A 21,360-nucleotide genomic window follows, 5' to 3' on the forward strand; every position below is an offset into this window, starting at 1 on the left:
CGGCCCATACCGGCGCCGGACTGCAGCCGACCTGTGACGCACCTCGCACGCACCGGACCACTGGACGGAACCCCTAGAACGCCGGCCGCTCCGGATCCAGCCGGGCCAGGCCCTCCGCCGGGGAGGACGCCTCGGCGAAGTGCCGCCGGGGAATCCGGCCCGCGCGGAAGGCGAGCCGCCCGGCCTCCACCGCGTGCCGCATGCCCTCGGCCATGAGCACCGGCTCCTGCGCCCGTGTCACGGCCGAGGCGAGCATCACACCGGCACACCCCAGCTCCATCGCGAGCGCGGCGTCGGACGCCGTACCGGCCCCCGCGTCCAGAATCACCGGCACGCGCGCGTGCTCCACGATCAGCTGGAAGTTGTGCGGATTCCGGATGCCGAGACCGGATCCGATCGGCGACCCCAGCGGCATGATCGCGGCGCACCCGACGTCTTCCAGCTTCCGCGCGAGCACCGGGTCGTCGTTCGTGTACGGCAGCACGGTGAACCCGTCGTCCACCAGTGTCTCCGCCGCGTCGAGAAGCTCGATCGGGTCGGGCAGCAGCGTGCGCTCGTCGGCGATGACCTCCAGCTTGACCACGTCGGTGCCCAGCGCCTCCCGCGCGAGGCGGGCGGTCAGGACGGCCTCGCCGGCGGTGAAGCACCCCGCCGTGTTCGGCAGCACCCGGATGCCGAGCCGGTCGAGCACGGACAGCACCGAACCGTGCACGTAAGCGTTTACGCGCCGCATCGCGACCGTCGTCAGCTCCGTGCCGGAGGCGACGAGCGAGCGCTCCAGGACGTCGAGGCTGGGCGCGCCCCCCGTACCCATGATCAGCCGGGACGAGAAGGACGTACCACCGAGGACGAAGGGATCGTCGGCCATGGGTCAGCCTCCTTGGACGGCGGTGAGGACTTCGACGCGGTCTCCCTCGGAGAGGGACGTGGACGACCACCGCCCGCGCGGGACGACGGTCTCGTTGAGGGCGGCGGCGACGCCGGACGGGGCCGGGGTGAGCGCCGCGACGAGGGTGTCGAGAGCGGTGCCCGCGGCGATCCGCCGCCGCTCCCCGTTGACGAGGACGCTGACGAGGACGCTCATGCGGGCTGCTCCGTACGGGCCGGGCTGAAGCGCTTGGGCGTGAAGGGGCTTGCCACGTCCGGGAGTTCGCCGGTGGTCAGGACATGCGCCATCGTGTCGCCGGTGACCGGGGTCAGCAGGACGCCGTTGCGGTGGTGCCCGGTGGCGAGGAGGAGACCGTCGAGCTCGGTCGGACCGAGCAGCGGCGCGTTGTCGGGCGACGCGGGGCGCAGTCCGGCGCGGGTCTCGGTGAGCGGCAGCTCGGTGATCCCGGGAACCAGCTCATGGGCGTCACGCAGCAGCTCGTACACACCGCCCGCGGTCACCGTGGTGTCCCAGCCCAGCTCCTCGCTGGTCGCGCCGACCACGAGCTCGCCGTTCTCGCGCGGCACCAGATAGACCTGGCTGCCGCGCACCACGGCGCGCACGGTACGGCTCAGGAAGGGCGCGTACCGCTTCGGCACGGTCAGCCGCAGCACCTGCCCCTTCACCGGGCGCACGGGCGGCAGCACGGCCTCCGGAACGCCCGCGAGACGCCCGCTGAGGCTGCCCGCGGCCAGCACCACCTGCTCCGCCGACAGCTCGGTGCCGTCCGTGATGACGACTCCGGTGGCCCGGTCCGCCGCGACGGCGAGCCGCTCGGCCCACGTCCGGCGGAACACCACCCCGGCCCTTTCGCACGCCGTGACCAGAGCCTTCGCCAGCCGGCGCGGATCGACCTGGTGGTCGCCGTCGACGCGCAGGCCACCGCGTACGCCGGGCGCGAGCATCGGCTCCAGGCGACGGCACTCACGGCCGCTGAGCCACTCCGGGTCGAGCCCCGACCGACGTTGCAGGGCGTGCAGTTCGCGCAGGTGGGCACGGTCGTCGGCGTCCAGCGCGACGGCCAGGGTGCCGCACCGGCGGTAGCCGAGGTCCTGGCCGGTCGCCTCGGTGAGCTCGGCGGCGAAGTCCGGATAGCGCCGCGCGGAGGCGAGATTGAGGCCCAGCAGGGTCTGCTCGCCGTAGTGCAGTTCGGTGACGGCGGCGAGCATTCCGGCCGCGACCTGCGCGGCGCCGCCGCCGGGCTCGGGGTCGACGACCGCGGTCGTGAACCCGCGCTGCGCCGCCCGCCAGGCCGTCACCAGCCCGATGATCCCGCCCCCGACGACCAGGACGTCCGAGGTGTCTGATGCCTGGGGTGTGCGGGACGTGCGAGATGTGTGGAACGCGTCCGATGGTGTACGCGACATGGGCGTCCAGCCCCTCCCTTCGCCGGCATGACCCGGATCAGGTTCGTACGGTCGGAGGCCGTTCCAGCCTCCCTCTCAGCCCGGTGCGTCCGGACTCCCGCGAGTGCCTTACGTTGGCCAGCGTAGCCCGCTGCCGTATGTCTCAGTAAGGGAGCCTCCGCCCATGGCCCGTTCGCTCGACGGCCTCGTCCTGGCCCCGGTCGCCGACCAGGCACCCGGACAGGTGGGTACCCGCACCCGCTTCACCTACCGCGAGCGGGAAGGCGTGATCTGGGCCGACTACGCGGGCGGCGACGTCGTACGCGGGCACCTCGTGGGCACCCGCGAGGGCGACCGTCTCGACTTCCGGTACGTACAGCTCAAGCACGACGGCAGCACCTCCTCGGGGCACTGCGTGTCGCGCGTGACGGAGCTGCCCGACGGGCGCGTACGCCTGGAGGAGACCTGGGAGTGGGAGTCGCAGCGCGGCAGCGGGACCAGCGTCGTGGAGGAGACCGGGGCGGGCGACGCCGAGCAGGTCGTGGCGGGCGGTGTGGAGCAGGTCACCGAGCCCGCCCCCTGACTGACAATCTGTCAGCTGACTATGGTGATCAGGTGACCGAGAAGACGCGGGTTCAGGAGCGGGCGGTACGACAGGTCGTCATCGTGGGTGCCGGCATGGCGGGCGTGCAGACCGCGGTCGCCCTGCGGGAACAGGGCTTCGCCGGCGACGTGACACTGATCGGCGCGGAACCGCACCAGCCGTACGACCGGCCACCGCTGTCCAAGGCCGTGCTGCTCGGCAAGACCGAGGGATCCGCCTTCGATGTCGATTTCGAGGCACTGGGCATCGCACTGCGGCTCGGCAACGAGGCGCTCGGTGTACGCCCCGGGGACCACGAACTGGACACCGACACCGGCCCGGTGCCGTACGACGCCCTGGTCATCGCCACGGGCGCGGAACCCATCCGGCTGCCGGGCACGGAGGGTGTCCCCGGGGTTCATCTGCTGCGCACCCTTGACGACGCCGAGCGGCTGCGCCCCGTGCTCGCCCGGCAGCACGACATCGTGGTGGTCGGGGCGGGCTGGATCGGCGCCGAGTTCGCCACCGCCGCGCGTGAGGCGGGGTGCGCCGTGACCGTCGTCGAGGCTGCCGACCGGCCCCTCGCCGGTGCGCTGCCCGCCGAGGTCGCCGCGCCTATGGCCGCCTGGTACGCGGACAGCGGGGCCTCGCTGCGCACCCACGCGCGCGTGGAGCGCGTCGAGCCGGGCGCGGTGGTGCTGGACGACGGCACCCGGGTACCCGCGGGCGCCGTCGTCGTCGGCATCGGCGCGCGCCCCGCCACCGAATGGCTCAGCGGCTCCGGCATCGAGCTGGGCGCCCACCGCGAGGTCGTGGCCGACGACCATCTGCGCAGCTCCCTGCCGGACGTCTTCGCGGTCGGCGACTGCGCTTCCTTCCCTTCGGGGCGTTACGAGGGCCGCCTTCTGGTCCACCACTGGGACAACGCCCTCCAGGGCCCGCGCACGGTGGCGGCCAACATCATCGGCGAGTCCCCGGTGGCGTACGACCCCGTCCCGTACTTCTGGTCCGAGCAGTTCGGCCGCTTCGTCCAGTACGTCGGCCACCACGCCCCCGCCGACACCACCGTGTGGCGCGGCGACCCGACCGGCGCCGCCTGGTCGGTCTGCTGGCTCCACGACGGCCGACTGGTCGCCCTCCTCGCGGTCGGCCGGCCCCGGGACCTGGCCCAGGGCCGGAAAGTCATCGAGGCGGGCACCCCGATGGACCCGGAGCTGCTGTCGGACCCGTCGCGACCGCTGAAGACGGCGACGCTCACGCCGTAGCGGGGCCTGGTTCGCCGAGGGCGCAACCGCCGCGGGGCGGGCGATCCGGCAGCTCGGCGGGCGATTCGGCCGCGCGCCGACCCGTTCCTGACGGGGCTCGGCTACCGAGTGTCAGTCCGGGATGGCAGGCTTGTCCTGTGACCGAGATTGACGCAAAGATCGATGCTCTCGTCCCCGCCTGGCTCACTCTCCCCGACATCGCCGAGCAGTTCGGTGTCGAGGTGACCCGCGTCCGGCAGTTGGTCAGGGAGGGCCAGCTGATCGCCGTACGCCGTGGTGAGAACCGCGCGCTGCACGTCCCCGCCGCTTTCGTCGACGGGGCCGAGCAGAAGGTCGTCAAGGGCCTGACAGGCACCCTGACGCTCCTGCGGGACGACGGCTTCTCCGACGAAGAGATGCTCGAGTGGCTCTTCACCCCCGACCCGAGCCTGCCCGGCACCCCCGCGCAGGCTCTCAGCGAGAATCGCGGCACGGAGGTGAAGCGTCGCGCCCAGGCGCTCGCCGTCTGACCTGAACAGACCGTCCGACGTTCGGACCACGGCGGCCATGGACCACCCCGGCCGCCGTGGTCCGCACGCAACGACAACGGGGGACACACGCATGCCCGACACCGCCGCCACCGTCCGCGCCCGGCTCGCCGACGCCCGCGTCTACCTGTGCACGGACGCCCGCCGGCGCCAGGGCGACCTCGCCGAGTTCCTGGACGCGGTCCTGGCGGGCGGCGTCGACATCGTGCAGCTGCGCGACAAGGGCATGGAGGCGGCCGAGGAGCTGGAGCACCTCCAGGTCTTCGCGGACGCCTGCGCCCGCCACGGCAGGCTCCTCGCCGTCAACGACCGGGCGGACGTGGCGCACGCGGCCGGCGCCGACGTGCTGCACCTGGGCCAGGGCGACCTGCCGGTCCCCGCGGCCCGCGCCGTCCTCGGCGACCGGGTCCTGATAGGCCGCTCCACACACGCCGAGTCCGAGGCCGCGGCGGCCGCCGTCCAGGACGGCGTGGACTACTTCTGCACCGGCCCCTGCTGGCCGACCCCCACCAAGCCCGGCCGCCACGCACCCGGCCTCGACCTGGTCCGGTACACGGCCTCGCTGGGCACCGGCCGCCCCTGGTTCGCCATCGGCGGCATCGACCTCGGCAACCTCGACGAGGTGCTGGAGGCGGGTGCCCGCCGCGCTGTCGTCGTACGGGCGATCACGGAGGCGGACGACCCGGGAGCGGCGGCGGGAGAGTTCGCGAAGCGGCTGCGCGGCGTACCGCTTCCCCAGTAGCCGCGCCCACGTACCGTCCATGCACCCGTCCACGCGGCGGCCCTCGATTGCCGGAACGGGCGTCCTGATCCTGTCCGAAAGCTGGACAAGAAATCGACAGACCGGACAATTCTCGGGCGTTCGGTTGGGGAGGACGGCCACCCTGACTAACCTGCGGGTATGGCCCACGGATCTGCTTCCACCAGGACTGACCGCGCGCGAACCGTGCGTGACATGCTCGCGACCGGCAACAAGACGTACTCGTTCGAGTTCTCCGCGCCGAAGACCCTCAAGGGCGAGCGGAACCTGTGGAACGCGCTGCGCCGGGTGGAGGCGGTCGCCCCCGACTTCGTCTCCGTGACCTACGGTGCCGGCGGGTCCACCCGCGCGGGCACGGTCAAGGAGACCCAGCAGATCGTCGCCGACACGACGCTCACCCCGGTCGCCCACCTCACCGCGGTCAACCACTCCGTCGCGGAGCTGCGCAACATCATCGGCCAGTACGCGGACGCCGGGATCCGCAACATCCTCGCGGTGCGCGGCGACCCGCCGGGCGATCCCATGGGCGACTGGGTGCCGCACCCCCAGGGACTGACCTACGCGGCCGAACTCGTCCGTCTCATCAAGGAGTCCGGCGACTTCTGCGTCGGCGTCGCGGCCTTCCCCGAGACGCACCCGCGCTCCGAGACCTGGGACCTGGACGTCGCGCACTTCGTCGACAAGTGCCGTGCCGGCGCCGACTACGCGATCACGCAGATGTTCTTCCACCCCGAGCCGTATCTCCGGCTGCGAGACCGCGTAGCCGCGGCAGGCTGTGCGACCCCGGTGATTCCCGAGGTCATGCCGGTCACGAGTGTGAAGATGCTGGAGAGGCTTCCGAAGCTCAGCAACGCCTCGATCCCGGACGTTCTGAAAGAGCGGATCCTCACAGCCAAAGACGATGCGGCGGCTGTACGCTCCATTGGCATCGAGTTCGCGACGGAGTTCTGCGCGAGGCTGCTGGCCGAGGGAGTACCCGGACTGCACTTCATCACGCTCAACAACTCCACGGCGACGCTGGAAATTTACGACAATCTGGGTCTGCACCACCCGCAGCAGACCTAGACCGGTCGCACCCGCGTACGACACACTGCGTAGCGGCCACTGGGAGAGGGGCGTACATGGGCTGGACGGTCCTCTATATCGCGTTCGGTGTTGTCGCGCTGTGGCTGCTGGGCGAGGTCCTGCTGCAGTACAAGGCACGGCTGCGCTACCGGCTGCTCGCCTTCGGGGGCTTCCTCGGCGTGGTCCTCGGCGTGCTGATCCCCTCCGTGGTGGTCATCGGCCTGGGTGCGGCGGCCTTCGCGGTCGGCCAGACGTACGTCACGCTGTCGTTCCGCCGCGGCTTCGCGGAGGGCTGGGCCGTCGGCAACCGCCAGGGCGCCGACAACGCCCAGGGCAAGAGCAAGCGCCGCCGCGGCGAGCCGGAGTTCCAGGACCCGACGCTGTCGGTCTCAGGCCTGGAAACGGCCGAGGCCACGGAGTTTCCACGACAGGGCGAGTACCCGGGCGAGGACAACGTATTCTCGCCCGCGCCGTCCGACCGCTTCATGCCGCCGGGTTCGGGTGAGCCCGCCGCCGATTCCACCGCCGTGTACGAGCCGCAGCCCCTGCCCGACGACACCGGCTCCTACGGCGTCTACGACGCCAACGCCTACGCGGCGGCGGCCGACCAGTCCTACGCGAACCCGGCCCAGGGCCAGGACCAGCAGGCCTACGCGTACGACGGCTACTCCGGTTACGACCAGCAGCAGTACGGCTACGACAACAACGGCCAGCAGCAGTACGCCGCCTACTCCGACCCGTACATCGGCACGCAGACGTACAGCGGCACCTCGTACGACAACACCACGTACGGCGGCGGCGAGCAGCAGCAGTACCAGCAGCAGGGCTACGGGCAGGACCAGTACGGCACCGGCGACTACGCCGGAGACGGCACCCCGCCCGGCGGCGTCTGGGTGCCGCAGCAGCGCAACACCGACGACCCGTACGGCGGCGAACTCCCGCCGGAGCAGCCCTACCCCTACCCGGAGAACGGCAACGGGAATGGGAACGGCAACGGGAACGGCACGGGGTACGACGAGCAGCAGTACCGGTACTGAGGGCGGCCCGCACCAGCTCCGTGCGGGCCTCCGCACGTGTCGTACGGGCGTCTGTTCGTCGGCGTCTCCCAGCGCGCCGTGAGGCTCACTGAGAGCCTCGGAACTCCGGTCCCTCCACGACCAGTCCGGCCACCAGCGCCCCCGACATGCCCGCGTGCGGCAGGCCGCCGCCCGGGTGTGCCCAGCCGCCGACCGCGAACAGGCCCGGCAGGCGGGTGCTGTTCGCCGGATGCAGCAGGGCCCCGGCCGCGCCCGCCAGCGAGGGCGCGGGTATGCCGCCGCCCTGGGCGCCGGTCTCCTCCTCCGTGTGCACGGGAGTGCGCACCTCGCGCCACAGCACCCGCTCACGCAGCCCGGGAACGGCTCGCTCGGCGGCGGTGACCATGCGGTCCGCGAAGGCGTCCGCGGCCCCGGCCGCCGTCCAGTCGTGGTGGGCCCCGGACGGCACCGTCGACGTGAGCACCACGGACTCGTGCGCGTCATCGGGGCGCAGCCGCGGGTCGTCCGGGCGCTCGACCCACACGGTCGGCAGTTCCGGTGGTGTGCCGAGCCCGAAGAGGTCGAACTCGCGCTCCCGGTCGGTGGTGTGCACGACCGTGCGGTGCGCGGCGCCCGCCTCGCGCGCGCCGCGCAGGGCCAGGCAGACCACGACCTTGCCGGCGAAGAGGGACTCCGCGGTCGGCTCGACGTCGTCCGCCACGTACAACTCGGGGCGGCTCAGGCCGCTCAGCCGCCAGGGGCCGCTGCCGACGACCGTGTCCGCCTCGGCGACGGTGCCGTCCCGCAGCTCCACCCCCGCGGCCCGGCCGTCCTTCTCCACGATCCCCGTGACCTCGGCGCCGAAGACGAACTCGACCCGCCGGGCGACACACCGCTCGTACACGGCGCGCGCCAACTCCCGCAGGCCGCCGCGGACATACCAGGTGCCGAAGGCGTGCTCCATGTACGGCAGCACCGCGGCGCTCGCCGGGGCGACGCGCGGGTCCAGCCCGCAGGCGAGGGCGTGGCTCTCCAGGAGGGCCGTCAGGCGCGGGTCGCGCAGCTCCCAGGCGCCGACCTCGGCGAGGGTGGCGGCCCGCCGGGTGCGCAGCAGCCGCTTGTGCGGCACCGCCGGGTAGGGCTCGCGCTCGGCGAGCACCGGCCAGTTCGGCCACAGGGGCTCCTCCAGGAGCGGTCTGCGCGTGCGGTCCCACGCCTCGCGCGCCCGCACCAGGAAGTCGCCCCAGCGCTCGCCCGCGCCCGCGCCGAGCGCCTCGGTGAGCGTGGTGACGACGCCCGCGCGGGACGCGTTCGGCAAGGACACGTCGGTGCCGTCCGCGAAGACATGGCGTGAGGACGGGTCCACCTGGACCAGCTCGACGCAGGCTTCCAGCGGCTCCTTGCCGGTCTTGAGGAACAGGTCGCGGTAGACCGCGGGCAGCGGCAGCAGCCCCGGTCCCGTGTCGAACGCGAAACCGTCGCGCTCGAAGCGGCGCACCGCACCGCCGTACGTCGCCGTGCGCTCGTACACCACCACCCGGTGGCCCGCGACGGCCAGCCGGGCGGCGGCCGCCATCGCGCCCATCCCGGCGCCCATCACCGCAATTCGTGCCATGCCAGGGACTTTATCGGCCGGCACCGACAATCCCGCCCGGCGGTCAGTCGGGCCGGCGCCCCACGCCGGCCGCCAGCCGTTTCTCCTCCCGGCGCTGGGCCCTGCGGCGCCGGAACCGTCTGATCCGCGAGACCAGGAAGCAGAGCACCATCAGCCCGGCGATCAGCAGGACGGCCGCGATGATCGCGGCGGCCTCGGGATGGAACATCGCGAAGGTGAGGATCCCCGCGACCCCGAGATCCTCGGCGGTGCTCATGATGATGTTGCTGAACGGCTCGGGCGAGGTGTTGATCGCCATCCGCGTCCCGGCCTTGACGGTGTGGCTGGCCAGCGCCGTCGAACCGCCGATCGCGCCCGCCGCCAGTTCGGGGAGCGAACCGCTCTGTCCGGCGAGCAGCGCCCCGACCACGGCGCCCGACACGGGCCGGATCACCGTGTGCACGGTGTCCCACACCGAATCGACGTACGGGATCTTGTCGGCGAACGCCTCACACAGGAACAGAACGCCCGCTGTGACCAGGATCTCAGGACGTTGGAGGGCCTCGGGGACGTCGTCGGTCAGGCCGGTGGCGCCGAAGACGCCGAGGAGGAGCACCACCGCGTACGCGTTGATGCCGCTGGCCCAGCCGCTGGTGAAGACCAGGGGGAGTACGGACACGGAGGCGATCGTAACCAGTCGGGGACGGCGCGTCCTGGGCTTGAGTGCCTACGGCTGAGTACTCGTACCCAGGGGGAGAGATGAGTACATGCGCGGATGGGCCCCGACCTGCGTGAACGAGAGAGTGGAGGCACGGAAGGGGGCGCGGTTCCGGCACCGCCGACACGGGGCGGCGGAACGGTTCTCGCGCCCTTGGCCGCTCCTTCCGCCGATTCGTCGGCGGGAGCGAGGCAGGGGGACCCGGGGGTGACCGGACGGGTCCCGACGGGGGTTGGGGGAAGTACGGGGGAGCACGACGAGGCGCCGGTTCGACTGGCCCGCGGGGGACGCGGCCACATCGGACCGGCGCTTTCGTGTACCGCGGGTGCGGTGGGGTCTTGGCGGTTGTCGTCGCGCCCGTAAGAGCTCGGCGGTCGCCCGCCGGGCCCGGACAGCGCTCCGCCGGCGCCGCCGTGCCCCGTACAGCGCTCCACGGTTGCCGCCGTGGCCCGGGAATTTTTCAGCGGTTGCCGCTCACCCGTCCCTGGAGCAGCCGGGAGAGGGCCGCGTGGACGTCGTCCAGGGATCGCTCGGGCTGGAAGGCCTGCCAGTCCAGGGCGGCCACCAGGACCATGCCGACCAGCGCGGCGGCCGTCAGCGGGATGTCGATCTCGTCGCTGAGCTCGTCGTTGGCCACGCCGTCGCGCAGGACGCCCTCGACGACCGCGACCGCCTCCTGCCGGACCACCAGGAGCGTGGACTGCCAGGCGCGGTTGGTGCGCCAAAGCTCGGCCACGTAGAGCTGGGTGAAGGCGGGATAGCGGTCGATGAAGACGAGCCCGGCCCGGATCATCGCGTCCAGCGCGTCGACCTTGCTGCCGCCCTCGGCCGCGGTCCCCTCGGCCGCCTCCCGGAGAGAGGCGGTGAGGAGGCCGACACCGTGCCGCAGCAGTTCCTCGAAGAGGACGGACTTGCTCGCGAAGTTGTAGTAGACGGTGCCCTTCGCGACTCCGGCGCGTTCGGCGATCTCGTCCACCGTGGTGGCGGAGAAGCCCTGTTCGGCGATCAGGGTGACGGCCGCCTCGTAGAGCTTCTGCCGGGTCGCCTCGCGGCGGCTGCCGCCGGCCGCCGTGGTGCTGCTGCTTTCCATGGCCCTGATTGTCACAGCACCGCCCGCGCGCGCGGTCACAGGCTCAGCTCCGGGTGCAGCCGGTCGAGGGTCCACACCTGCTTACGGCGTGCGGACAGGGCGGTCAGAGCCAGGGCGCCCACGGTGAAGGCCGTGAGGACGGCGCAGGCCTGCCATACCGGCCCGAGACCGCCTCCCGTGATGAGCCTCCTGAGGGCGTCGACCACGTAACTCATCGGCAGGAAGGGGTGGATCGCGTTGAAGAAGCCCGGACTGGTCTGGACGGGGTACGTGCCGCCCGCCGAGGTCAGCTGGAGCATCAGGAAGGCGAGCACGAGGATCCGGCCCGCCGCTCCGAAGCGGGCGTTCAGCCACTGCACGATCGCCGCGAAGCATGCCGTCACCAGGAACAGGAAGCCCACCGTCCCGGCCGCGTGCGTCATCTCCAGGCCGATCGCCCAGTGCAGCACGGACATCAGGGCCGCCGTCTGAAGCACCCCTATGGCGGCCACCGGCAGCCAGCCGGCCAGTGCGATGCGCCAGGCCGAGGCGCCCGCCGCGAGCGCGCGCCGGTTGAGCGGCTGGATCAGCATGTACGCCACCATCGCGCCCACCCACAGGGACAGGGGGATGAAGTACGGGGCGAAGCCGGTGCCGTAGTTGGGCGCCTTGTGGAGGTCCTGGGAGGCGAGCCGCACCGGGTCCGACATGACGCCGGTGCGCTGGTCGCGGTCCTGCTTGTCGTAGTCGGGGATCTGCCCGGCTCCGTCGTGCAGTCCGTCGGCGAGGGTCCCGGAGCCGTCGACGAGCTTGTAGAGGCCGGTGCCGAGGTCGCTCGCGCCCGTTTTCAGCTTGCCGACGCCCGTGTCGAGGTCCGCGGCGCCGGTCTTGGCCGTGCCGAGCCCCGAGTGCAGCGTCTTGGCCCCGTCGGCGACCTTCCCGGCTCCCGCGTTCAGTTTGTTGATCTTGGAGACGGCGTCGTCGAGGTCCTCGGAGAGGTTCGGCGAGCGGTCGGCGAGTGTCTGGGCCTGCTTCTGGAGCGTGGCCAGGTTCTTGTCGAGCTTGTCGAGATCGCCGTCCTGGTCCGCGACCAGCGTGTTGACGTCGTCGGCGACCGTGGCCACGTCCGCGGCCGCCTGCTCGGCCTTCTTCAGGTCGGGGCACGCGGCGTCCGGGATCGGCGGGGTCTCGCAACGCGCCCGGTAGACCGTGTCCAGCGTGGCGGAGGCCGTGTGAGCGCCCTTGGCCGCGGCCGGAGCGGTTTTGGCCAGGGTGTCGAGGTTGGCGCGGATTCCGGCGGCGGCGTCGGCGACCAGCTGGGCCGTGTCGCCGATGGCCTTCTCGTTGTCCTTCAGGAAGGGACCCACCTCGTCCGCGACCCCGTTGACCTTGTCGGCCAGGGTCTGCGTACCGTCCGCGACCTGCCGTGAGCCGTCCTCCAGGTCGCCCGCGCCCGTGTTGAGCTTCTTCAGGCCCGCGGAGAGCTTCCCGCTGCCCGCCTTGGCGTCCTTGAGGCCGTCCGTGAGGTCCTTCGCCCCCTGCTCCGCCGTGCCGATCCCGCTCTCCAGCTTGTCGGCCCCCTTGGCGGCCTTCTCGGTCTCCCCGTGGATGTCCGAGAACGAGACGAAGATCTTGTCGAGGAACGACCGGGAGGCCTTCGTGGAAGCGGCCGTGCGCACCTCGCTGAACACCGTCCGGGAGATCTGCCCGACGATGTAGTTGTTCGCGTCGTTCGTACGCACCTGGAGCGCGCCCGTCTCCGGTGACTCCCCGGAGCTGGAGGCGATCCGCCTGCTGAAGTCGCTCGGCATGGTCAGCGACAGGTAGTAACTGCCGTCCTCGACGCCCTCCCGGGCCTCGGCCGCGCTCACCTCGTGCCACTCGAAGGTGTCGCTGTCGCGCAGCCCCTTGGTGATCTCGTCTCCCGCCGTGATCTTCTGGCCCGCGGCCGTCGCCCCCTTGTCATCGTTCACCAGCGCGACGGGGATGCGGTCGAGACGGCCGTACGGGTCCCAGAACGACCACAGGTAGAGGGCGCCGTAGAGCAGGGGCAACAGCAGGAGCGCGGCCAGCGCGGCGCGCGGGAGCCTGCCCCTGCCGAAACGCCTGAGCTCAAGCGAGGCCAGTCTCGGCGAGCCCATCGGCCGTCTCCTTGTCGTGGTTCTTGTCGCTGTCGCTGTCGCTGTTGCTGTCGCTGTCGCTGTCGGCGTCGGTGTCGTCGTCGAAGCCGGTGTTCCCGTGGTCGTGCGGCCGCCTGTCCGTGGTTGCCGGGATGTCCTTGGGCCTGGTGGACACGATCACGGCGTCCTCCGGAGCCTCGTCGCACACCGCGAGGACCGTCGTTCCGGACTCGGCGAGCGACCGCAACAGGGCCCAGGCCTCCGCCCGCTCGGCATCCGGCAGCTTGAGGTCGAGGTCGTCGACGGCCAGCAGGCGCGGCCGGCCGATGAGAGCCAGCGCGACCGACAGCCGCAGTGCCTCCAGGCGCTCCAGGTCGCGAACGGACGTCCGGGAACCCTTGGGCAGCGTCTCCCGGTCGAGCCCGGCGGCGGTCAGCGCGGCGTCGATCCGCAGCTTCGCCTCGGCCACCCGCTCGGCACGCGGTCGCAGCAGCCCCCGCAGCGAACCTCCGAACCGCCGTTGCAGCAGCGCCCGTTCCAGCAGGTGCTCCCCGACGGTCAGGGCCGGGTCCAGATCGGTGACACCGGGCACATGGGCAGGCGCGCTGATCCGGCGCACCGCCGACATCTGCTCGGGCAGCCGGTAGGAGCCGACCACGGCCTGTCCCTCGCTCGGCTTCATCCGCCCGCTGAGCGCCAGAAGCAGACATGTCCGGCCGGAAGCGGACGGGCCCACGACAGCGATCAGCGAGCCGGGCCCGGCGGAGACCGCCACGTCCCGGAACGCCCAGCCGCGCGGCCCCTCGAGCCCGAACCCCTCCGCCATGACGGCGACTCCGCGGTGCTCGCCCACAGCTTCCCCTCCGATCCCCCTCCGAGAGCCGACCCGCACGGCCGACTCCTGAACCCACTTTTGAACTGACTGGTCAGTGCAAAAACTATCTCGAACCTTCGATCGAAGCAAAAGTGCAGGTCAGGATGGATTGTCAGTGGCATACCTCACGATGGACACATACGGCCACAGGGCCGTCGCACAGACGACAGGAGGTTCGTCATGGCCAACTCATCCGCAGCCGCCTCCCACCGGCGCCGCGCCACCGGCCCTGCCCCCTCACTGAACGGCCCCGCGAGCGACGTGCACCCCGTGCTCCGCCGGGCCACCGCCCCGCCCGCCGCCCTCGAACTGCTCGCCCAGGCCCACGCCGGACTCGACGAGGCGACGACCCTCGAAACGCCGAACGAGCGCTACGCGACGGCCCACCTGGCCGCCCTGCGCACCGCCGCCGCCGTCCTCGCCGCGCGGGGCCGCCCCGAACCCACCCCCCGACGCAGGGCCCGCATCCGGAGCGCCTGGGAGGTGCTCCCCGAGATCGCGCCCGAACTCGCCGAATGGAGCGCGCTGTTCGCCTCCGGAGCGACCCGCCGCGCCCGTGCCGAGGCGGGCATACAGGGCGCGGCACGCAGCCGCGACGCCGACGACCTGATACGCGACGTGGCGATGTTCCTGCGCCTCGTCGAGCGGATGCTGGTCCTGCAGCCCGTGCTGCCCCAGCCGAGGCAGGAAGGAGACCACCAGGTCCCGGACGCCGGCTGACCGGCGTGGGCCCCATTTCCCTCGGTGGGCCGACGAGTCCACCGAACCGGGTTGGTGACCCGGTGCCGGTCGGCGGTGAGCCCTTCGCGGCCCACTAGGGTGGAGGCGCCTGAAGCCTTCCGACCCGAGAACGGGGAACGGGAGGCCCCCCGATCGCTCCGCCGCGCAAGAGGCGGTGCCGCGCCGAGGAGTCACTTCCGTGTCGGACCCGATGCGCCCCCGCGCTTCTCTCCGTACCGCCGTGGTCTGGGAGGTCCTCAAGGACGCCCTGGACCGCCGGGTCAAGGCCACCGGCCGGGAGTCCCTGGACGTCCTCGACACCGGGGGCGGCAGCGGCAACTTCGCCGTGCCCGTGGCCCGGCTCGGCCACCGCGTCACCGTCGTCGACCCCAGCCCGAACGCGCTGTTCGCGCTGGAGCGCCGGGCCGCCGAGGCCTCGGTCGCCGACCGGGTGCACGGCGTCCAGGGCGACGCGCACGGCCTCTTCGACGTCGTCGAGCGCGGTGGCTACGACGCGGTGCTGTGCCACGGCGTCCTGGAGTACGTGGACGACCCGGCCCAGGGCGTCCGCAACGTGGTGGACGCGCTGCGTCCCGAAGGCGTCCTCAGCCTCCTCGCCGCGGGCCTCGGCGGAGCCGTGCTGGCCCGCGCCCTCGCCGGGCACTTCACGGAGGCCAGGCGGGCGCTCGGCGACCCGGACGGACGCTGGGGCGAGGGTGATCCCGTACCCCACCGTTTCACCGCCGAGCAGCTCACCGCGCTCGTCGAGGGCGCGGGCCTGAACGTCGCCGCCGTCCACGGTGTGCGGATCTTCGCCGACCTGGTCCCCGGAGTCCTCGTGGACACCGAGCCCGGGGCCCTGGAAGCGTTGCTGAAACTGGAGGCGGCAGCGGCCGAACTCGCCGCCTTCCACTCCGTGGCGACGCAGCTTCATGTGCTCGGTGAGACGCCGGGGACCGGCGGGGCTTGAGTCGTCCGCTGTGGTGCGCCGCTGATCAGGGACTTGGCTGCACATGGAGTACGCCACAGGCCCCCCGATACGGCGCTCGGCGCCGTATGATCGAGGGAGACCGTTCGGCATGAGAGGCCGGTCGCTGGGGAATGTACGCCTCAGTGGATCCGGGCGTCATGGCGGCTTCCGGTCGGCGAATTGGCGTAGAGGGGCGGGTTTCACGGGGGCGATTCCCTGCCTATCCTGAACGGGACCCCCGGTCGCCCCGGCGACTGCACGATGAGGAGGACTCCGTGCCGCTCTCGGAGCACGAGCAGCGAATGCTCGAGCAGATGGAGCGAGCGCTGTACGCCGAAGATCCCAAGTTCGCGACAGCGCTTGAGGGAAGCGGGCTGCGTACGTACACCCGGCGACGGGTGTATCAGGCGGTCGCGGGCTTCCTTGTGGGTATCGCGCTCCTCATGGCCGGGATGGTCACGGTGCAGATCTGGCTGAGCGTGGTGGGTTTCCTCGTCATGCTGGGCTGCGCTGTGCTCGCCGTCACCGGTTGGCGCAAGGCCCCCAAACCGGGTGAACAGCCGACCGCCCCAGGGGCGCCGGCCGCACGCGGTCAGGGCCGGCAGCGCCGCTCCATGATGGACCGCATCGAACAACGTTGGCAGCGTCGCCGCGACGAACAGGGCCAGTAGCCCTCCAGGCGTCGCAGTCGCAAACCTTCTGTGAGGGGGTGTCCACCTGATGTGGTGGACACCCCCTCACGCACGCCCTGAATCCCGCGCGGTGCGGCGAAGCCGAGAGCCTGGGGGAGGGGCGGGAGCACGGTGCCCGTAGACGCTGAGGTGTGGGTGACCCACCACCGCAGGCCCATCAGCCGGGGTTAACGACTCTCCGCCGCGGGCTCCTGTCGGGATGAGCGACTCTCCTCTCGGGCCCGTCTGCCCGGGTGAACGACTCTCCACCGGAGGCCCGCCTGTGTGCGGCCCCCGCCCAAGACGGGGCGGGGGTCGCACACAGGCGCTCAGGTCAGCTGCTCTGGCCCTGGCCCGCCGAAGGGCGGTGCAGCCAGGTCTCCCACCGGGCAGCGAGGCGGGCGGTCAGGGCCGTCCAGCGGTCCGAGGCCGCCCAGGCCACCCGGATGGCCGAGCGAGGGGCGAGGAGTGCTCGGAGTCGGGCAGGGCGGCTCGCCGAGGAGCGGAAGAAGTCCGCGATCTGGCGGGCGTCCTCCGCGAGACCCGGTGTGGCGCGCGGATGCGGGGCGTAGAGCACCTGCTCCACGGCCGCCGCCAGCCGGTGCACCGCGTCCGCCGCCGGCGGGTCGAGGAGCCCGATACGGACGATCCGCGCGGCGGCCTTTCGGGGCGTCTGCGAGTCGTCCGGCTCGATGCCGTGGTCCCACGCCGTATCGGTCACTTCCAGCCAGGCACCCAGCGTGTACACCGGGACGTCCGCCTCGGTGCGTCCGTGCCCGCCGAGCCGCAGGGACCGTATCCGCATGCGCCACAGCATGGGCAACAGCGGCACACCCAGCAACAGGAGCCCGGCCAGGGCGAGCCCCAGGATCTGGAGCCACGGCATGCCGTCGTCGTCCGACCCCACCGCCGCCAGCGCCGACTCGCTCGCGCACGCCTCGAGCTTCCGCTCCTGCGTCGTGCAGCTCTCGCCGGCCGACGCCGCAGCGGAGGGCGCCGTGGACGCCGACTCCGTCGGTTCAGGCACGGCCGGCACGTCCGTGCCCGACGTCTCCGGCTGGGTGTACTCCGGTACCGAACCCCGGTTCGGAGTCGGCTCGAAGCGCGTCCAGCCCACTCCCTCGAAGTACAGCTCGGGCCAGGCGTGCGCGTCCTTCAGCCCCACCGTCATCGAACCGTCGGGCTGCGCGGAACCGGGCGTGAAGCCCACCGCGACACGGGCCGGTATTCCCAGCGTGCGGGCCATCGCGGCCATCGCGAAGGAGAAGTGGACGCAGAAGCCCTCCCTGTCCTTCAGGAAACGCGCGATCGCGGCGGAGCCGCTGCCGACCTGCACCTCCGTGTCGTACGTGAACCCACCGCTCACCGCGAAGAAGTCCTGGAGTTTGACCGCCTGTTCGTAGTGATTGGCCGAGCCCGCCGTGACCTCGTTCGCGGTGTCGGCGACCACCGAAGGCAGCGAATCGGGCACCTCGGTGAACTCGCGCTTCAGATTCGGATCCGGCTCGGGCGCGTTCGCGAGCTGCTCCGCCGTCGGCTGCACCAGCAGGCTCGTCACCTCGTACTGCACACCTCGGGTGTTCTGCCCGTGGTCGCCGACGAGCGTGCGCCCCACCGGCTCGTACCGCCAGCTGCCGCTGATGTCGACCTGGCTGGCCGGGTAGGGCATCGGGAGCCAGTCCTGCGCGTACCAGTCGGCCGCGGCGACACGGGTCCGGATCGCGGTCCGCCGGACGTCGCTCCCGAGGCCGATCGGCGTCGGGAACGTGTCCGGCACATCGATGATGTGCCGCTGGGCCGGCTTCCAGGCCGTCCCGTCGAAGTCGTCCAGGGAGACGATCCGCAGATACATGTCCTGGGTTTCTTCGGAGTTGGTGCGGTACGACATGACCTCGCGGTCCTCGTCCACGTTCAGGCTGTCGCGGAGCGAGACCAGCGGGTTCACCGCGGAGATCGTGCCGCCGCCACCGGAGCCCGAACCGACGCCGCCACCCGCGGCGTCCAGCAGACCGCCGTCGAGCGAAGGCAGGGCGAGCGGCACCACCAGGGCGATGCCCAGGGCGACCGCGCCGATGCGCCGTCCGGTGCGGACGGGCGCGACGGCGACGTCCGGGGCTTCGGGACCCGGTGCGCGGGACGCTCCGCCGAAGACACGGCCCCACTGCGAGAGCCGGTCGCGGCCCTCGGCCAGCAGCAGGACCAGATAGCCGACGGCCGCGAGCAGGAACCACAGCCAGGCGGCACCGCCGCCGGACAGCCCCGCGGCGACCGAGTACAGCGCGAGCAGCGGCAGTCCGGCGGGCGCCGCGCTGCGGAACGTCACCGCGAGGGCGTCCACCGCCAGCCCGATCACCAGGACACCGCCGACCAGCATCAGCCGGATGCCGTCGGACAGCGGCGCCGGGATCGCGAACCGCCCGACATCGTCACCGCCCGCCTGGAGCAGCATCCCGAACCGGTCGAACGCCTCGGGCCCCGGGATGATCCCGAGGAACGCCTGCTGCCGGGCGAAGACCAGCGTCAGCAGCAGCAGCGTCACCAACGCCTGCGCCGCCACGGTCAGCGGCCTGGCCAGCGGAACCCGCCGGGTCAGCGCGCCCACACCGGACTGCATCGCCAGCAGAAACGCCGCCTGGAAGAACCAGGTCGCCGGATCGACCAGCGGCAACAGCGCACTCGCGGCCATCAGGGTGGCCGCCGCCGCACACAACGCCAGTCGCGCACGCCCGCTCACGCACGATCACCCCCAGCCGTACTTCCCGTCGACGCCACGCCCGTGCGCTGCCGGTCCGCCTCACGCCACAGGTCGGCGATTCCCGCCCCCCGCGGCACTCTCACAGCCGTCCAGCCCGCTTCGCGCAGCATGCGCAGTTGGTCCTCGCTGTTGTCCAACGGCCCGGGGGCGTCGGTCGGTTCCCGCATCCATGCCTCGCTGTGCAGCAGAAAGGCGACGGCCCCGCCGCTGCGCTGGCGCATCTTGGCGAGCACCGTGGCCTGTTCCTCGTCCAGGTCGCCCAGGAAGGCGATCAGCAGCCCTTCGTTCCCGCCGCGCAGCACGTCGTACGCACGGGACAGCCCCGTGCCGTCCGAGTGGTCGACGACGGCGAGGGTGTCCATCATCAGCCCGGCCGCGTCCGCCGTCTCCTGGCTCGCGCCCGCGAACCCGTCCGCGCCCTCACCGGGCACCGAACTGCCGGTGTCGGTCAACAGCCGTACCGAAAAACCCCGTTCGAGCATGTGCGTCAGGGAGGACGCCGCGCCCGAGACGGCCCATTCGAAGGCCGAGTCGGGGCCCGCGCCCTCGTAGGCGAGGCCCCGGGTGTCGAGCAGCACCGTGCAGCGGGAGCGCTGCGGCTGCTCCTCGCGGCGGACCATCAGCTCGCCGTAGCGCGCGGTCAGGCGCCAGTGCACCCGGCGCAGATCGTCGCCGTAGCGGTAGCCGCGCGGGATGATGTCGTCCTCGCCCGCCAGGGCCAGCGAGCGCTGCCGCCCGTCGCCGTACCCCTTGGCCTCGCCGGTCAGCCGCACCGGCGGCAGCGGCTCCACGCGCGGGATGACGGTCAGGGTGTCGTACGTCGAGAAGGAACGCGTCAGCTCGCACATCCCGAAGGGGTCCGTGAGCCGTAGTTGCAGCGGGCCCAGCGGATAGCGGCCGCGCAGGTCCGAGCGCACCCGGTAGGACACCTCGCGGCGGCCGCCCGCCTCCACCCGGTCCAGGACGAAGCGGGGCCGCGGACCGAGCACGTACGGCACCCGGTCCTGAAGCATCAGCAGGCCGGTGGGCAGCCGCGAGACGTTGTCCATCCGCAGGTGCACCCGGGCCTCGGAACCGGCGGGCACGCGCGCGGGGGCGAGTCTGCGGCTGCCGGAGACCCGGTAGCGGGTGCGGTACAGCACGGTCGCGCAGACCAGGGGGAGGGTCGCGAGGAGCAGGCCGACCCGGAGCAGATCGCTCTGCCCCAGGACGTACGCGCAGATCGCGGCCGCGATTCCGGCGGCAAGGAAGGAGCGCCCCCGCGTGGTGAGCCCGGCGAGCGCTGTGCGCACGCCGCCCTTGTCCTCCTCCGCGGTGTACCCCGTCCCACCTTGCGTCATCCAAGCCTCCGCGGCGGCTGCTGGCCGTAGGCCGTCGCACCGCGGCCCACCGTGAAGCCGGCCTGCTGCTGGGGCGCGGCGGGAACGGCGGTGCGCTGAAGGATCTCCTGGACGACCTGCTCGGCCGAACGCCGGTTCAACTGTGCCTGTGCCGTGGGCAGCAGACGGTGGGCCAGGACTGCCACGGCGAGTGCCTGGATGTCGTCCGGCAGGGCGTAGTCCCGGCCGCTGAGGGCGGCTGACGCCTTCGCCGCGCGCAGCAGATGCAGCGTGGCACGCGGCGAGGCGCCGAGTCTGAGGTCGGGGTGCGTGCGGGTGGCCCCGACCAGCTCCACCGCGTACCGCCGTACCGCGTCGGCGACGTGGACGCTGCGGACCGCGTCGATCAGCTTCACGATCTCGTGCGCGTGCGCCACCGGCTGGAGGTCGTCCAGCGGGTTCACTCCGCCGTGGATGTCCAGCATCTGCAACTCGGCCTCCGGGCTGGGATAGCCGATGGAGACGCGGGCCATGAAGCGGTCGCGCTGGGCTTCGGGCAGCGGGTAGGTGCCCTCCATCTCGACCGGGTTCTGCGTGGCCACCACCATGAAGGGGCTGGGGAGTTCGTAGGTGGTCCCGTCGATGGTGACCTGGCGCTCCTCCATCGACTCCAGGAGCGCGGACTGGGTCTTCGGCGAGGCGCGGTTGATCTCGTCGCCGATCACGATCTGCGCGAAGATCGCGCCCGGCTTGAACTCGAAGTCCCGGCGCTGCTGGTCCCAGATGGACACACCCGTGATGTCCGAGGGCAGCAGGTCTGGCGTGAACTGGATACGGCGCACCGAGCAGTCGATGGACTGCGCCAGTGCCTTGGCGAGCATGGTCTTGCCGACGCCCGGAACATCCTCGATCAGAAGATGGCCCTCGGCGAGCAGCACGGTCAGCGAAAGCCGTACGACCTCAGGCTTGCCCTCGATCACCCCTTCCACCGAACTGCGGACACGCTCCACAGTGGCGGTCAAGTCCGTAAGGCTCGCTCGATCGTCATAGGTCGTCACCC

The 21,360-nt window shown here is 72.0% G+C and carries 20 protein-coding genes and 1 riboswitch; of the genes, 9 read left to right on the forward strand and 11 right to left on the reverse strand.

Features of this window, described 5'->3' with window-relative positions; genetic code table 11:
- Window positions 1-73: 73 nt before the first annotated feature.
- The 3 genes from ACIBLC_RS21115 to thiO form a co-directional block, all read right to left on the reverse strand.
- Entirely contained in the window at window positions 74-868 is a 795-nt protein-coding gene (locus ACIBLC_RS21115; RefSeq protein ID WP_399212586.1) for a thiazole synthase, read from the reverse strand.
- A 3-nt stretch (window positions 869-871) separates the two neighbouring features.
- On the reverse strand, window positions 872-1,084 hold the full coding sequence (gene thiS, locus ACIBLC_RS21120) for a sulfur carrier protein ThiS (RefSeq protein ID WP_399212587.1): 213 nt from the start codon (window positions 1,082-1,084) through the stop codon (window positions 872-874).
- A complete protein-coding gene (gene thiO, locus ACIBLC_RS21125) occupies window positions 1,081-2,295 on the reverse strand; it encodes a glycine oxidase ThiO (RefSeq protein ID WP_399212588.1) in 1,215 nt (404 codons plus the stop codon). Before thiO ends, thiS begins: the two co-directional genes overlap by 4 nt.
- A riboswitch (TPP riboswitch) is annotated at window positions 2,293-2,406 on the reverse strand. Its footprint overlaps the gene before it by 3 nt.
- A 52-nt stretch (window positions 2,407-2,458) precedes the next feature.
- Here thiO and ACIBLC_RS21130 point away from each other — a divergent pair.
- From ACIBLC_RS21130 to ACIBLC_RS21155, 6 genes are all read left to right on the forward strand, one after another.
- Window positions 2,459-2,857 carry a hypothetical protein gene (locus tag ACIBLC_RS21130; RefSeq protein WP_399212589.1) on the forward strand — a complete coding sequence of 133 codons (399 nt, stop codon included), beginning with the start codon at window positions 2,459-2,461 and terminating at the stop codon, window positions 2,855-2,857.
- 95 nt (window positions 2,858-2,952) lie between these two features.
- Window positions 2,953-4,122: an NAD(P)/FAD-dependent oxidoreductase gene (locus ACIBLC_RS21135; RefSeq protein ID WP_399212841.1), complete on the forward strand. Its 1,170-nt coding sequence runs from the start codon at window positions 2,953-2,955 to the stop codon at window positions 4,120-4,122.
- A 137-nt stretch (window positions 4,123-4,259) separates the two neighbouring features.
- Window positions 4,260-4,631, forward strand: a complete 372-nt coding sequence (locus ACIBLC_RS21140) for an Rv2175c family DNA-binding protein (RefSeq protein WP_399212590.1) — start codon at window positions 4,260-4,262, stop codon at window positions 4,629-4,631.
- 91 nt (window positions 4,632-4,722) lie between these two features.
- On the forward strand, window positions 4,723-5,391 hold the full coding sequence (gene thiE / locus ACIBLC_RS21145; RefSeq protein WP_399212591.1) for a thiamine phosphate synthase: 669 nt from the start codon (window positions 4,723-4,725) through the stop codon (window positions 5,389-5,391).
- A gap of 159 nt (window positions 5,392-5,550) precedes the next feature.
- Window positions 5,551-6,474 carry a methylenetetrahydrofolate reductase [NAD(P)H] gene (gene metF, locus ACIBLC_RS21150; RefSeq protein WP_399212592.1) on the forward strand — a complete coding sequence of 308 codons (924 nt, stop codon included), beginning with the start codon at window positions 5,551-5,553 and terminating at the stop codon, window positions 6,472-6,474.
- A gap of 56 nt (window positions 6,475-6,530) precedes the next feature.
- Window positions 6,531-7,511, forward strand: a complete 981-nt coding sequence (locus ACIBLC_RS21155) for a hypothetical protein (RefSeq protein ID WP_399212594.1) — start codon at window positions 6,531-6,533, stop codon at window positions 7,509-7,511.
- A gap of 85 nt (window positions 7,512-7,596) precedes the next feature.
- Here ACIBLC_RS21155 and ACIBLC_RS21160 read toward each other — a convergent pair whose 3' ends face one another.
- From ACIBLC_RS21160 to ACIBLC_RS21180, 5 genes are all read right to left on the reverse strand, one after another.
- A complete protein-coding gene (locus ACIBLC_RS21160) occupies window positions 7,597-9,105 on the reverse strand; it encodes a phytoene desaturase family protein (RefSeq protein WP_399212595.1) in 1,509 nt (502 codons plus the stop codon).
- A gap of 43 nt (window positions 9,106-9,148) precedes the next feature.
- Window positions 9,149-9,763 (reverse strand): DUF4126 domain-containing protein, encoded by a 615-nt coding sequence (locus tag ACIBLC_RS21165; protein WP_399212596.1) that lies wholly within the window; start codon window positions 9,761-9,763, stop codon window positions 9,149-9,151.
- A 499-nt stretch (window positions 9,764-10,262) separates the two neighbouring features.
- The gene (locus ACIBLC_RS21170) at window positions 10,263-10,892 is read right to left on the reverse strand and encodes a TetR/AcrR family transcriptional regulator (protein WP_399212597.1); all 630 of its coding nucleotides are present in this window, start codon (window positions 10,890-10,892) and stop codon (window positions 10,263-10,265) included.
- A 35-nt stretch (window positions 10,893-10,927) separates the two neighbouring features.
- Entirely contained in the window at window positions 10,928-13,012 is a 2,085-nt protein-coding gene (locus tag ACIBLC_RS21175) for a YhgE/Pip family protein (protein WP_399212598.1), read from the reverse strand.
- On the reverse strand, window positions 12,984-13,817 hold the full coding sequence (locus tag ACIBLC_RS21180) for an ATP-binding cassette domain-containing protein (RefSeq protein WP_399212842.1): 834 nt from the start codon (window positions 13,815-13,817) through the stop codon (window positions 12,984-12,986). The genes ACIBLC_RS21175 and ACIBLC_RS21180 overlap by 29 nt, the downstream gene beginning before the upstream one ends.
- Window positions 13,818-14,045: 228 nt before the next feature.
- On the opposite strand from ACIBLC_RS21180, the gene ACIBLC_RS21185 reads away from it, so the two are divergent.
- From ACIBLC_RS21185 to ACIBLC_RS21195, 3 genes are all read left to right on the forward strand, one after another.
- Window positions 14,046-14,585, forward strand: coding sequence for an SAV_6107 family HEPN domain-containing protein (locus ACIBLC_RS21185; protein ID WP_399212599.1), 540 nt, complete (start codon window positions 14,046-14,048; stop codon window positions 14,583-14,585).
- Between the two features lie 199 nt (window positions 14,586-14,784).
- The gene (locus tag ACIBLC_RS21190) at window positions 14,785-15,555 is read left to right on the forward strand and encodes a methyltransferase (RefSeq protein ID WP_399212600.1); all 771 of its coding nucleotides are present in this window, start codon (window positions 14,785-14,787) and stop codon (window positions 15,553-15,555) included.
- Between the two features lie 275 nt (window positions 15,556-15,830).
- On the forward strand, window positions 15,831-16,226 hold the full coding sequence (locus ACIBLC_RS21195; RefSeq protein WP_399212602.1) for a DUF3040 domain-containing protein: 396 nt from the start codon (window positions 15,831-15,833) through the stop codon (window positions 16,224-16,226).
- Window positions 16,227-16,560: 334 nt separating this feature from the next.
- Here ACIBLC_RS21195 and ACIBLC_RS21200 read toward each other — a convergent pair whose 3' ends face one another.
- Genes ACIBLC_RS21200 through ACIBLC_RS21210 form a run of 3 tightly spaced genes read right to left on the reverse strand, consistent with a single transcriptional unit; the run spans window position 16,561 to window position 21,358 of the window.
- Complete coding sequence (locus ACIBLC_RS21200; protein ID WP_399212604.1) at window positions 16,561-18,960, reverse strand: DUF3488 and DUF4129 domain-containing transglutaminase family protein; 2,400 nt, start codon at window positions 18,958-18,960, stop codon at window positions 16,561-16,563.
- Window positions 18,957-20,321 (reverse strand): DUF58 domain-containing protein, encoded by a 1,365-nt coding sequence (locus tag ACIBLC_RS21205; protein ID WP_399212605.1) that lies wholly within the window; start codon window positions 20,319-20,321, stop codon window positions 18,957-18,959. The genes ACIBLC_RS21200 and ACIBLC_RS21205 overlap by 4 nt, the downstream gene beginning before the upstream one ends.
- The gene (locus ACIBLC_RS21210) at window positions 20,318-21,358 is read right to left on the reverse strand and encodes an AAA family ATPase (protein WP_399212606.1); all 1,041 of its coding nucleotides are present in this window, start codon (window positions 21,356-21,358) and stop codon (window positions 20,318-20,320) included. The genes ACIBLC_RS21205 and ACIBLC_RS21210 overlap by 4 nt, the downstream gene beginning before the upstream one ends.
- Between the last annotated feature and the right edge of the window lie 2 nt (window positions 21,359-21,360).

The organism is Streptomyces sp. NPDC050535 (genome assembly GCF_044457665.1).
GTDB lineage: Bacteria > Actinomycetota > Actinomycetes > Streptomycetales > Streptomycetaceae > Streptomyces.